Origin of the sequence: Janthinobacterium sp. SUN118 (assembly GCF_030397695.1) — a bacterium.
Lineage (GTDB): Bacteria > Pseudomonadota > Gammaproteobacteria > Burkholderiales > Burkholderiaceae_D > Janthinobacterium.
On sequence record NZ_JAPUBV010000001.1, the window covers coordinates 1280544 to 1292604 of the forward strand.

Sequence of the window (12061 nt, forward strand, 5' to 3'; positions counted from 1 at the left end):
GATTCTCGTATGTGATGTTCAGTGTGTGCTGACGCTGGTGGTCAGTCTTTCTTGCAATTGCTTGGCCGAAATCGTCTCATCACCGGCCTTCAGTGCGGAAATGGCCAGCATGCGGCCGTCACCGCAGACGCCAAAGATGCAATTATCCACCACCGCCAAGCCCGCTGGCAAACTTCCCGCAGTCTGCTTGCTCAAACGGGCTGTGACGATGGTGTAAACGACATGATTGATTTCGGTAAACGCGCCAGGATAAGGGGGCGCGACGGCGCGGTGCAGGTTGTAAACCTGTTGCGCCGGCAAGCTCCAGTCAATGCGGCCATCGTCGGGCTTGCGCCCGCCGAAGTAGCCGCCCTGGCGCAAATCGTTCGGCTGGCGCGGCGCCGTGCCATCGAGCAGGGCAGGCAGCACGCCCCACAGGGTTTGCTCGGCGGCCACGGTGACCTTGCCGAAGACTTCGAAGGCCGTGTCGTCGGGCAGGATGGGCACGGCCGTCTGCGCCACGATGGCGCCGGCGTCCGGCTTGACCGTCATTTCATGCAGGGTGGCGCCCGTTTGCGTGGCGCCATGCAGCACGGCCCAGTTGACGGGCGCGCGGCCGCGGAACTGCGGCAGCAGCGAGCCGTGCATATTGTAGGCGGGAGCGACTTCCAAGATGCTAGCTGGCAACATGTGACGGTAGTAAAAACTGAACAGCATGTCCGGTTTGGCCGCCTGCACCTGCGCCAGCAGTTCCGGTGCGCGGGCGTCGCCCGGCGTAATGTAGGGGATGCCTTCGGCCTGGCACAGGCTGGCGACGGATTCGAACCACAGGTTTTCCGCCGGGTTGTCTTCGTGCGTGACGACCAGGGCGATATCGACGCCGCCCGCCAGCAGCACCTTGATGCAGCGCACGCCGACATTGTGGTAGCCGAAGACGACGGCGCGCGGGGCGGCCATCAACGGCCCACCTGGCGTTTTTCCAGGCGCACATACGATGGCGCCTCGGCTTCCGCCTGGGTCATGCCGTCCTGCAAGATGGTCTGCACCACATAGCGGGGACGGGCGCGCACTTGCTGGAAGATGCGTCCCACGTATTCGCCCACCAGGCCGATGCCGAACAGGATCACGCCCATGAAGAAGAAGGCGATGGCAAACAGGGTAAACACGCCTTCGGCTTCCGCGCCCAGCAGGAAGCGGCGCACGAGCAGGAAGAGCACCAGCAGCGCCGAGCCCAGCGACAAGGCCATGCCCAGCATGGAAAAGATTTGCAGGGGAATCAGCGAAAAGCCCGTGACCAGGTCGAAATTGAGGCGGATCAGGCTGTACAGCGAGTATTTCGACTCGCCGGCGGCCCGTTCCTCGTGTTCGACGATGATTTCCGTGGGTTTGCGGGCAAACGTGTAGGCCAGCGCCGGCACGAAGGTGTTCACTTCGGCGCACTGGTTGACCAGGTCGATCACATTGCGGCCATACGCGCGCAGCATGTTGCCCTGGTCCGTGATCTTGATGTTGGTGATGCGCTCGCGCAGGCGGTTCATCATTTTCGAGGCCAGGGTGCGCCACGCGGAATCTTGCCGCTTGCGCCGGATCGAGCCCACGTAATCGTAGCCTTCGCGCATCTTCGCCACCAGGTTGCCGATTTCCTCGGGCGGATTCTGCAGGTCGGCGTCGAGCGTGATCATGATCTGGCCGCGCGAAGCCTCGAAGCCGGCCAGGATGGCCATGTGCTGGCCGTAATTGCCGTTGAACAAGACGACGCGCGTGACGTCGGGCCGCTGGCGGAACTGCTCGGCCAGGATGCTGACCGAGTTGTCGCGGCTGCCGTCGTTGACGAAGATGATTTCGTAGCTCGCCTGCAAGGCGTCGAGCGCCGGATACAGGCGGGCGAACAGGGCGGCCAGGCCATCCTGCTCGTTGTAGATAGGAATGATAATGGACAGTTCAGGTTTCATCGGCGCACTGCTCACTTGATGAGGATGGATTTGACGGTGGCGACGGCGCGTTCCACGTCCTGTGGCGTCATGGCGTAGAACATCGGCAGGGTCACCGTCAGGCGGCCTATTTTTTCCGCGACAGGGAACATGCCTTCGGTAAAGCCGCGTTCGCGGTACATGGTAAACAAGTGGATCGGTGCGTAATGATAGCCCGTTCCCACGTTCTGCTGCGCCATTTGCTGCATGAACGTGGCGCGCGTGCCGGGGCCATTGTCGGGCAAGATGATCTGGAACAAGTGCCAGTTGCTGTTGTCAAAGTCTTGCACGGGCAGCTGGGCGCCGCTGAGCGCTTCGAAGTCGCTGCCGAACTGTTCGAAATAATGGCGTGCCAGCGCGCGGCGGTGGGCCGTGATGGTGTCGATATTGGCGAACTGGCCCAGGCCGATGGCGGCCATGATGTCGCTCATGTTGTATTTGCCGCCCAGCACATCGACGTCGATGCCGTCGACGCCGCTGCGCGTGACGCCCTGCAGCCGGTATTTCTCGGCCAGCCGCGCTTCTTCCAGGTTGTTCAGCACCAGTGCGCCGCCTTCGCCCGTGGTGATGTTCTTGTTGGCCTGGAAGCTGAACGAGACGAAATCGCCGAATGCGCCGATGCGCTTGCCTTTCCACTCGGAGCCGAATGCCTGCGCCGCGTCTTCCACGACGCGCAGCTTGTACTTGTCGGCGATTGCGTACAGGCGGTCCATGTCGACGGGCAGGCCCGACAGGTAGACGGGGATGATGGCTTTCGTGCGGGGCGTGATGGCCGCTTCCAGCTTGTCAAGGTCGATATTCCGGGTGACGGGATCGATGTCGGCAAAGACGGGCGTGGCACCCACCTCGATGATGACGTTGGCCGTCGCTACCCACGACACGGGCGTGGTGATGACTTCGTCGCCGGGGCCGATGCCGGCGATGCGCAGCGCGATTTCCATGGTGCAGGTACCCGAATTGAAGGTGCGCACGGGACGCCCGCCGAAATACTCGGACAGCTGGGCTTCGAAGGCCTGGACTTTCGGGCCGCTGGTGATCCAGCCGGAGCGCAGCACTTCGCCGACGGCGGCGATCGTCGCTTCATCGATGGTGGGTTTGGAAAAAGGCAAAAAGGGCAGGGGAGAGGTCATGGGTCGCTCGTCTTGTTCTTGGGTAATAGTGTGTCGGTGTATCGGAGTCGCGGAAGCCGCCGGCGCGATCAACGTGCGCTGGCTGGCATGACTATTCTAAAGCGTTAATCTGACGGCGCAGCCGGTTCAGCGGGAAAAATCCCGTTGATGCGGGGATGGGGCAAGCTGGCCGGGGGCGCGATCGGTCTTGCCGCGCGCCCCTGTAAAATGTTTATTTGTTCACAATGACCATGCGGCGCGCATCCTCGGCAATGACACGCATGGGGACGCCACGTTGTTGCAATTGTTTGTAACGGTCCAGGCTGATGATGGCCATGTCGTGCACGCCGGCGTCGGCATCGCGCGTCCATTGCGCGATGAAAGGCTCGATGGTCGGCATGGACAGCTCCGGCTGCTGCTTCAGGCCAAACGTGAACTCATCCCAGTAATCGACGAGGATCACGGGGCGCTGCAGGTAATACGTCAGCGACTGTTCATAGATGCCCACCGAATACAGCTTGGTATCGGCCGTCAGTTCGGCCTGGATCTGCGGCAGCAAATCGGTGCCCGCGCGGTTCTGGCCATACAGCTCGGAGCCGGCCAGGATGCAGTGCGTGGCGAGGAAGCCGGCGCCGGCGATGGTCAGCACGGTCATGTCGCGGCGTAACTGGCGCGCATGCAGCAGGGCCAGTGCGCCGCCGGCGAGGGCAAAGAAGCCGGCCGCCATCAGCCATGGCTGGTAGCCCTTCAAGGCGATCAGGGCGGCGGGATCGCGCGCGCTGGCCTTGCCGAAGGCGATCGGTCCGCCGATCAGGATGGCCGCGCCCAGCACGCACAGCAGGCCGGCGGCCAGCATGCGCTGGCGGCGCGAGGCCGATTCCAGGTACAGCGCCACCAGCAGCGCCAGCGCCGGGAAGATCGGCACGATGTAGCCGGGCAGCTTCGAGGTCGAATAGCTGAAGAAGAAGAAGATGAAGACAGCCCAGATCAGCACCATCAGGCGCGGCTGGAAGGCGCCGTCCTGGCGCTTGAAGGCGGCCGCCAGGCTTTGCGGCAGCACGCCTATCCATGGCAGGATGCCGGGAATCAGCAGCAGCAGGAAGTAATACCAGGCGCCTTCGCGCTTGTGGCCCTTCATCAGGAAGCGCTGGAAGTGCTCGTGGATGAAGAAGAAATGCGGCTGCTCCGGATTGCGCAGGGCCACCAGCACGAACCATGGCGTGGCGATGGCGAAGAAGATGAGCAAGCCCTTGACCAGGTGCAAGCGCGTCCAGATGCGCCAGTCGCGCGCGCACAGCGAGTACAGCACCAGCACGGCGCCGGGCAGCACGATGCCGATCAGGCCCTTGGCCAGCACGGCCAGCGCCATGCCGGCCCAGCAGACCAGCATCCAGTTGCGCCGTTCAGCGTGGGTGGCTTCGTCGCGCTGGGCGATCAACAGGCTGGTCAGGGTCAGGGTCATCATGCCCGACAGGCCCATGTCCAGCGAATTGATCTGGCCGGAAGCGAGCCAGAACAGGCTCGATGCCAGCACCAGGCCGGCATACAGCCCCACGCGCGGGCCGAAGACCTTCTTGCCCGCATACGCCGTCATGCAGACGCCGAGGATGCCGCACAGGCCCGTCCACAGGCGTGCCTGCCACTCGCCCAGGCCAAAGGCGGCGAAGGTCAGCGCGTTCATCCACGTTTGCAGCGGCGGTTTTTCAAAGTATTTGATGCCGTTCAGGCGCGTGGTGATCCAGTCGCCGCTGACGAACATCTCGCGCGCCATCTCGGCGTAGCGGCCCTCGTCGGGCGGCACCAGCGTGCGAACACCCAGTGCATACAGGGTCACGACGATGAAAACGCCCAGCAGGGACCACATCAGCACCCGCGAGCTGTGCAGCTCATTGACGTTGATTTTCATGTGGCGCTGCCTGCGCCAGGCGTCAGGATCAGGGCCAGCGTGACTTTGCGGCCTTCGCCCATGAGGATGTTGTAGGTGCGGCAGGCGGCCTGGCTGTCCATGCATTCGACGCCGATGCGGCGCATGGTTAGCGCGGCCGTCAGCTTCGGATGCACGAAGCGCTGGCGCTCGCCGGTGCCGAGAATGACCACGTCGGGGGCATCGGCCAGGATCTGGTCGAAATGCGCTTCGCTCAACTGTTCAAAACTGCCCACATCCCAGGCCCGCGGCGGCATTTCCGGCATGACGATCAGGCTATAGTCATAAGGCTGGGCATTGATTTCCACGCCGTTTACATCGTAGCCGGTGACGGTTTGGTATTGTTGGGTGCTGCTGGCATGAAGTTTCATGGCGATGGGGCTGAGGGTGTCGGTTGATCGGTGCGCGCGCCGTGCGGAGGTGCGCTGCGGCCAAGGGCGTTAGCATGCCATAAATGACAGAAAAGAGCGACTGTAAAGCAACATCCTTTCCAATTTGCAATGTTTGGCGTGGCCGCATGCAAGGGCGTTGGCGCCATGGTAATAGGTAAAGATTAAGGGAAGATGAAGGAGGCGGGGCGGGAAATGTCCGCCGGGCGGGCCGGCGTGGCAGAATTGGCTCTAAATGCTGCAGTCCGCCATGTTTAATTTGATAAAATGGCCTGCTTTCGGCGAGAATGGTTGTTTTCGCCTTGCAGTCTCTCGTATTGCAGTCTCATGGGTTCATAGTTCTGGCGCGGGCCATACGCCGCAAGCGTAAGGCCGGCAGCGCCGCATCACGACAGGGATTTATTTTGCGACCGATTCAGAAATCGAATAAATTGGCGGACGTCTGCTACGACATCCGCGGCCCGGTCCTGGAAAAATCCAGGCAAATGGAAGAAGAAGGCCACAAGATCACCAAGCTCAATATCGGCAACCTGGCCGTATTCGGCTTCGATCCGCCCGACGAGATCGTGCGCGACATGATGCTCAACCTGCAGAACGCGGCCGGCTATACGGATTCGAAAGGCATGTTCGCGCCGCGCAAGGCCGTCATGCACTATACGCAAGGCAAGAATATCGCCGGCGTGACCATCGACGACATTTACCTGGGCAATGGCGCTTCCGAACTGATCGTGATGTCGATGAACGCGCTGCTCAACAGCGGCGACGAAGTGCTGGTGCCCGCGCCCGATTACCCGCTGTGGACGGCCGCCGTCAGCCTGTCGGGCGGCAATCCCGTGCATTATGTGTGCGACGAGCAGAACGAATGGTATCCCGACATCGAGGACATGCGCCGCAAGATCACGCCGCAGACCAAGGCCATCGTCGTCATCAACCCGAACAACCCCACGGGCGCGCTGTACCCGGTGGCCGTGCTGCTGCAGATCGTCGAACTGGCGCGCCAGCACCAGCTGATCATTTTCGCTGACGAAATCTACGACAAGGTGCTGTACGACGAAGCCGAGCACGTGTCGATCGCCTCGCTGGCCGACGATGTGCTGTTCATCACCATGAACGGCTTGTCGAAGAATTACCGCTCCTGCGGCTACCGCTCCGGCTGGATGGTGGTCTCGGGCGAAAAGCGGCACGCCAAGGATTACATCGAGGGCCTCAACATGCTGGCCTCGATGCGGCTATGCGCCAACGCGCCGGGGCAGTTTGCCATCCAGACGGCGCTTGGCGGCTACCAGAGCATACAAGACCTGGTGGGGCCTGGCGGGCGCCTGTTGAAACAGCGCGACCTGGCGCACAAGCTGCTGACCGATATTCCGGGCGTCACCTGTGTCAAGCCGAAGGCCGCGCTGTACATGTTCCCGCGTCTGGATCCGGAGATTTACCCGATCGCCGACGACCAGCAGTTTGCCTATGAATTACTGGCCGAAGCCAAGGTCCTGATCGTGCAGGGCACGGGGTTCAACTGGATCGCGCCCGACCATTTTCGCGTCGTCTTCCTGCCTAACTCCGATGACCTGACCGAGGCCATGGGCCGCATCGCGCGCTTCCTCGAAGGTTACCGCAAGCGTCACAGCCGGGGCTGAACCGGCCAGCAGCAATCTCGATCAACCTGGCGCCGCACTCGGCGGCGCCACTTAATGAGCAGTCAAGCATAACTATGAAATCCATCAAGATCGGCCTGCTGGGCCTGGGCAATGTCGGATTCGGCACGTTCAGCGTCCTGCAACGCAACCAGGAAGAAATCAAGCGCCGCGCTGGCCGCGGCATTGAAGTCGTCGCCGTCGCCGTGCGCGACGTGGCGCGCGCCGAGGCGCTGATCGCCGGCGCCTGCAAGGTCGTCAATGACCCGATGCTGATCGTCAACGATCCCGAGATCGACATCGTCGTCGAACTGATCGGCGGCTACGACCTGTCGAAAACCCTGGTCATGCAGGCGATCGCCAACGGCAAGCACGTGGTCACGGCCAACAAGGCCCTGCTGGCCGTGCACGGCAATGAAATCTTCGCCGCCGCCCAGGACAAGGGCGTGATGGTGGCCTTCGAGGCGGCCGTCGCCGGCGGCATCCCCATCATCAAGGCGCTGCGCGAAGGCTTGACGGCCAACCGCATCGAATGGATCGCCGGCATCATCAACGGCACCACCAATTTCATCCTGTCCGAGATGCGCGACAAGGGCCTCGATTTCGCCACCGTGCTGAAACAGGCGCAGGAACTGGGCTACGCGGAAGCCGATCCCACCTTCGACATCGAAGGCGTCGATGCCGCGCACAAGGCCACCATCATGTCGGCCATCGCCTTCGGCATCCCGGTGCAGTTCGACAAGGCCTACGTCGAAGGCATCAGCAACCTCAATGCCGTCGACATCCGCTATGCCGAGCAGCTGGGTTACCGCATCAAGCTGCTGGGCATCACCAAGCGCACCACCGTCAACGGCGTGGAAGGCATCGAGCTGCGCGTGCATCCGACCCTGATCCCGGCCAAGCGCCTGATCGCCAACGTGGAAGGCGCCATGAACGCGGTGCTGGTGCACGGCGACGCCGTCGGCGCCAGCCTGTACTCGGGCCGTGGCGCCGGCGCCGAGCCGACCGCCTCGTCGGTGATCGCCGACCTGGTCGACATCACCCGCCTGGCCACGGCCGATCCGGAACACCGCGTGCCGCACCTGGCGTTCCAGCCGAACGCGATGACCAACATTGAAATTTTGCCGATGTCGGAAATCACCACCAGCTACTACCTGCGCATGCATGTGGCCGACCAGCCTGGCGTGCTGGCCGACCTGACGCGCATCCTGGCCGAGCGCGGCATCTCGATCGACGCCATGCTGCAAAAGGAACCGGCCGAAGGCGAGACGCATACGGACATCATCATGCTGACGCACCAGACGCAGGAAAAGAACGTCACGGCCGCCATCGGCAAGATGGAAGCGCTGAGCAGCGTGGTCGGTACCGTCACGAAGATTCGCCTGGAAAACCTCAGCTAACCAGCTTCGGCGATCCATGCAAAACGGCGCCCGCGGGCGCCGTTTTTTCATTCTGGAACAGCCTTACAGCTGCGCAACATCCGGCGCGCCGACGGGTCCCACGTCCATGCCGTCATAGCTGGCCAGCTGGTTTTCCTGGGCAAACGCCATCAGTTCGCCATTGCGCGCGTGCAGGCTGTCGACGCCGTGCACTTCGGCTTTTTCCACGTGCAGCACCCACACGGGCGGCGCCGCCGGATCGTCGAGTTCCGGCTGGTACAGTTCCACGGGACGATAGCCCTGCAGCGCCAGCAGGGAAGCGGCCTGCTCCAGCGGCTCGGACGTAGGGTTGGTGAAGTAATAGCCCCACAGCAGCGGCTGGGTCAAGTCCCACGGCGCGTTCTCGGCGATATTGGCGAACAGTTCGCTTACGTCTTCTTTGGTCATCATGGCAGTCTGCCTTCATTAAAATCTCAGGGCGCGATCTTAACATCGGTGCCCATGGCGCGCCATGCGCCCATAAAAAAACCGGCTTTGCAGCCGGCTTTTCTTATCCACCCTTGCAACGGCAGGATACTGAGACGCGCAAGCGCGTATCAGAACTTGTAGCGCAGGCCGATCGACAGCAGGTCCGCTTTCAGCGTGGCGCCGTCTTCGCTCGCTACCTTGCCGAAGTTTTCGTATTCCGCAACCAGCGACAGTTTTTTGTCGAAGTGGTAAGCCGCGCCGATACCGAACAGGGCGGAGGTTTTGTTGTGCGATTCACTCTTGCTGAAATTCAATGCGCTGACGGTGAGTTTGGCGTGGTTTTGCGCAACGCCAGCCTTGGCGAACAGCGAGAACTGTTCGTTCAGCGGCAGGGTACCGGTGGCGGCGACGTAGAATGCATGGTTCTTGATTGCCGATTTCATGTCGTCAATGTTTTGCGACAGCTTGCCGAAATCGACGTAGCCGGCTTCCGCGCCAAAGTTCTGCGTGAAGTCGTAGCCAGCGTAGACTTTGTAGCCGGTATCGTTGTCCTTGCGCGAACTTTCTTGATCTGCAGATACTTTCAGTTCCGCGCGGCCGATATTCGCGCCGGCGTAGATGCCTTCGGCTTGGGCGAACAATGGGAATGCCAGGGCGGCGCCAACGACTGCTGCAAACAATTGCTTTTTCATATTAATCCTAGGTAATTAATGCGGAGAGACTGTCTCGCCGCTTAATGGGAGCCGAATTGTATAGGGATGAATATGTTTATGTAAGGCAACTGTTTTAAAAGCATTGAAAATATATCATGTGTTGTTTTTTGGTAGCAATTGCTGCCAAAGAGGCATTTGCGCAGGCCGTCATGTTAGGCAGCTGAAATGCACGCTGACTTTCAGCCCGTGCCCATTGGCGGCCGTCGCCAGTTCCAGCCGGGCGCCGTGCAGGGCGGCAATGTCGCGCACGATGGCCAGGCCCAGTCCGGCGCCGCCAGGATTGCTCTCGAGTGCCGCGCCGACCCGGTAAAACGGCGTAAACACGCGTTCGCGTTCGGCGGGCGGGATGCCGGCGCCGCTGTCTTCCACTTCCAGTACCGTTTCATTGCCGTCGCCGTCATGTTCCGCCACGCGCACGCGCAGGATCACGCTGCCGTCCTGCGGCGTGTAGCGCAGGGCATTGTCGACCAGGTTGGCCACCAGTTCGTGCAGCAGCAGCGCCTGGCCATGCACGGGCGCTTCGTCGGGCGCTTCCAGCGACAGGTCGATATTCTTGCCGACGGCGGTCATGGCCATTTCCAGGCCCACCTGCTGCGCCACGTCGCGCAGCGGGACGGTGTCCATGGCCAGGGTGTCGCCGCCATGCTCGATGCGCGCCAGGGTCAGCAGCCGGTTCGCCAGCAGCACGGTCGAATCGGTCGTGGCGGCAATCGAGCGCACGATGTCGCGCAGGGCCGCCATGTCGGGCGGCCCGCCCGCCTGGCGGTCGCACTCGCGCAAGGCCAGTTCGGCCTGTGTTTTTAGCACGGTCAGGGGCGTGCGCAGCTGGTGCGAGGCGTCCGCGATGAAGCGGCGCTGGCTGGCGATCAGCTGCTGCAGGCGCGACATGGAACCGTTCATGGCGCTCACCAGCGGGCGCATCTCCTTGTGCACGAGTGCGGGATCGACGTCGGACAGGTCGGACAGGGCGCGCGTTTCGACTTCCGTTTTCAATCGCATCAGCGGCTGCAGCACCAGGCGCACGGCAAACCACACGAGAGCGCCCATCACCAGTATCATCGCCGCCTGCCAGCTGAGCGTATCGAACAGGATCTGGTTCGACAGGCCGCGCCGCGCATCGAGGGTTTCCGCCACCTGGATCAGGGCGATGCCGCGCATCGAGTCGTCATACACGGGTTGCAGCAAGGCCGCGATGCGTATCGGCTTGCCGTGGTAATCGGCATGGTAAAAGCGCACCAGGGCCGGGTAGTTCTGCGAACGGGGCACGTTCTTCGGCACGGGCGGCAAGTCGCCATAGCCGGAGACCAGCTCGCCGTTGATGCCCGTTACCTTGTAGTAGATGCGTCCCAGGGTATCGGTTTCAAAGCTGTCGAGCGCCACGTAGGGCACTTCGGCCACCACCTTGCCGCCGACGATGGAGACGCGCTCGGCCAGCGCGCGCGTCGACGCCAGCAGCGAGCGGTCGTAGGCCATGTCGGCCGCGTCGAGGGCGTTGCGGTAAACAAAAACGGCATCGAGCAGCACCAGCATGACCAGTGGAATGAGCAGCCAGCGCAGCAGCTGGCTGCGCAGGCTGCCCAGCGGCCGGCCTTGCGCCCAGCGCCGGCGCAGGCGCTCGAGCAGGGGCAGACGCCGCATGGTGGCGCTCATTTTGGCGCGGCAGGCGCCATGGCGCTGCGTGGCTGCAGCAGGTAGCCGATGCCGCGCAGCGTGGTGATGACGGCGCCGTCGGGCGAGCCGCTTTCGACGCCGCCTTCCGCATTGCTCTCGAGTTTTTTGCGCACGCGGTGGATGTACAGTTCGATGGCGTCCAGGTTGGCGTCGTCGGCCAGGGCGAAGACTTCGTCGAACAGCTTTTCCTTCGAGACGGCGCGGCCCGAGCGCGTGATCAGCGCCTCGAGCACGGCGTGTTCGCGCGGTGTCAGGGCCAGCGCCGCGCCGCCATAGCTGAACATGCGCGTGACGGTATCGAAACTGAGCGCGCCGCAGCTATGCACGAGCGCCTCGTTGCCCTGGCTGCGGCGCAGCAGGGCCTTCACGCGCGCCTCCAGTTCGGCCAGCTCGAACGGCTTGGCCATGTAGTCGTCGGCGCCCAGGTTCAGGCCCTGCACTTTTTCGTCCAAGCCGCCGCGCGCCGTGAGTATCATGACGGGAGTCTTGCCGCGCGTGCCGCCGCGCGCGCGCAGGCGGCGCAGCACGTCCAGGCCATCCATCTTGGGCAGGGTCAGGTCGAGCAGCACCAGCGAGTACTCCTGCGTGTGCAGCAGGGCGTCGGCATCGGCGCCGTTGTGGGCGGTCTCCACCGTCAGGTGCGCGTCGCGCAGGGCCTTTGCCAGCCAGTGCGACAGCTCCAGATGGTCTTCCACTAATAATATGCGCATGGTCTCCGCCATTCGTTTGAATGGTTGCAGTGTAAGCCTGTCGGCGCGCCGCCGACAGGGGCGGCGATGAATATGTTTGTGCCCCTTGTGGCTGGCCGGCGACACCTGTCAGTCTGAA

General features: G+C 62.6%; 11 protein-coding genes. 2 read left to right on the plus strand and 9 right to left on the minus strand.

Annotated elements, in window-relative coordinates:
* Nucleotides 1-18: 18 nt before the first annotated feature.
* The 5 genes from O0880_RS05810 to O0880_RS05830 form a co-directional block, all read right to left on the minus strand.
* The gene (locus tag O0880_RS05810; protein ID WP_289885565.1) at nucleotides 19-936 is read right to left on the minus strand and encodes a formyltransferase; all 918 of its coding nucleotides are present in this window, start codon (nucleotides 934-936) and stop codon (nucleotides 19-21) included.
* Nucleotides 936-1931: a glycosyltransferase gene (locus O0880_RS05815; protein ID WP_289885566.1), complete on the minus strand. Its 996-nt coding sequence runs from the start codon at nucleotides 1929-1931 to the stop codon at nucleotides 936-938. Before O0880_RS05815 ends, O0880_RS05810 begins: the two co-directional genes overlap by 1 nt.
* An 11-nt stretch (nucleotides 1932-1942) precedes the next feature.
* Nucleotides 1943-3079: a DegT/DnrJ/EryC1/StrS aminotransferase family protein gene (locus O0880_RS05820; protein WP_289885567.1), complete on the minus strand. Its 1137-nt coding sequence runs from the start codon at nucleotides 3077-3079 to the stop codon at nucleotides 1943-1945.
* A 211-nt stretch (nucleotides 3080-3290) separates the two neighbouring features.
* On the minus strand, nucleotides 3291-4964 hold the full coding sequence (locus O0880_RS05825; RefSeq protein WP_289885568.1) for a glycosyltransferase family 39 protein: 1674 nt from the start codon (nucleotides 4962-4964) through the stop codon (nucleotides 3291-3293).
* Nucleotides 4961-5353 (minus strand): Mth938-like domain-containing protein, encoded by a 393-nt coding sequence (locus tag O0880_RS05830; protein ID WP_071322578.1) that lies wholly within the window; start codon nucleotides 5351-5353, stop codon nucleotides 4961-4963. Before O0880_RS05830 ends, O0880_RS05825 begins: the two co-directional genes overlap by 4 nt.
* A gap of 422 nt (nucleotides 5354-5775) precedes the next feature.
* Here O0880_RS05830 and O0880_RS05835 point away from each other — a divergent pair, with 422 nt between their 5' ends.
* Both O0880_RS05835 and O0880_RS05840 read left to right on the plus strand, forming a co-directional pair.
* Entirely contained in the window at nucleotides 5776-7005 is a 1230-nt protein-coding gene (locus tag O0880_RS05835; RefSeq protein ID WP_071322579.1) for a pyridoxal phosphate-dependent aminotransferase, read from the plus strand.
* 74 nt (nucleotides 7006-7079) lie between these two features.
* On the plus strand, nucleotides 7080-8402 hold the full coding sequence (locus tag O0880_RS05840; RefSeq protein ID WP_071322580.1) for a homoserine dehydrogenase: 1323 nt from the start codon (nucleotides 7080-7082) through the stop codon (nucleotides 8400-8402).
* Between the two features lie 63 nt (nucleotides 8403-8465).
* On the opposite strand, the gene O0880_RS05845 is transcribed toward O0880_RS05840, so the two are convergent.
* The 4 genes from O0880_RS05845 to O0880_RS05860 form a co-directional block, all read right to left on the minus strand.
* The gene (locus O0880_RS05845; protein ID WP_083411661.1) at nucleotides 8466-8831 is read right to left on the minus strand and encodes a ribonuclease E inhibitor RraB; all 366 of its coding nucleotides are present in this window, start codon (nucleotides 8829-8831) and stop codon (nucleotides 8466-8468) included.
* 146 nt (nucleotides 8832-8977) lie between these two features.
* On the minus strand, nucleotides 8978-9541 hold the full coding sequence (locus O0880_RS05850; protein ID WP_289885569.1) for an outer membrane beta-barrel protein: 564 nt from the start codon (nucleotides 9539-9541) through the stop codon (nucleotides 8978-8980).
* 168 nt (nucleotides 9542-9709) lie between these two features.
* Nucleotides 9710-11200, minus strand: coding sequence for a sensor histidine kinase (locus tag O0880_RS05855; RefSeq protein ID WP_289885570.1), 1491 nt, complete (start codon nucleotides 11198-11200; stop codon nucleotides 9710-9712).
* 8 nt (nucleotides 11201-11208) lie between these two features.
* Nucleotides 11209-11943 (minus strand): response regulator, encoded by a 735-nt coding sequence (locus O0880_RS05860; protein WP_071326280.1) that lies wholly within the window; start codon nucleotides 11941-11943, stop codon nucleotides 11209-11211.
* Nucleotides 11944-12061: the final 118 nt, after the last annotated feature.

What these genes read in the sequence shown, in the direction of transcription:
- O0880_RS05815 (WP_289885566.1), bottom strand. Translation starts at nt 1,931, where the DNA reads ATGAAACCTGAACTGTCCATTATCATTCCTATCTACAACGAGCAGGAT.
- O0880_RS05860 (WP_071326280.1), bottom strand. Translation starts at nt 11,943, where the DNA reads ATGCGCATATTATTAGTGGAAGACCATCTGGAGCTGTCGCACTGGCTG.
- O0880_RS05825 (WP_289885568.1), bottom strand. Translation starts at nt 4,964, where the DNA reads ATGAAAATCAACGTCAATGAGCTGCACAGCTCGCGGGTGCTGATGTGG.
- O0880_RS05830 (WP_071322578.1), bottom strand. Translation starts at nt 5,353, where the DNA reads ATGAAACTTCATGCCAGCAGCACCCAACAATACCAAACCGTCACCGGC.
- O0880_RS05850 (WP_289885569.1), bottom strand. Translation starts at nt 9,541, where the DNA reads ATGAAAAAGCAATTGTTTGCAGCAGTCGTTGGCGCCGCCCTGGCATTC.
- O0880_RS05810 (WP_289885565.1), bottom strand. Translation starts at nt 936, where the DNA reads ATGGCCGCCCCGCGCGCCGTCGTCTTCGGCTACCACAATGTCGGCGTG.
- O0880_RS05855 (WP_289885570.1), bottom strand. Translation starts at nt 11,200, where the DNA reads ATGCGGCGTCTGCCCCTGCTCGAGCGCCTGCGCCGGCGCTGGGCGCAA.
- O0880_RS05845 (WP_083411661.1), bottom strand. Translation starts at nt 8,831, where the DNA reads ATGATGACCAAAGAAGACGTAAGCGAACTGTTCGCCAATATCGCCGAG.
- O0880_RS05820 (WP_289885567.1), bottom strand. Translation starts at nt 3,079, where the DNA reads ATGACCTCTCCCCTGCCCTTTTTGCCTTTTTCCAAACCCACCATCGAT.
- O0880_RS05840 (WP_071322580.1), top strand. Translation starts at nt 7,080, where the DNA reads ATGAAATCCATCAAGATCGGCCTGCTGGGCCTGGGCAATGTCGGATTC.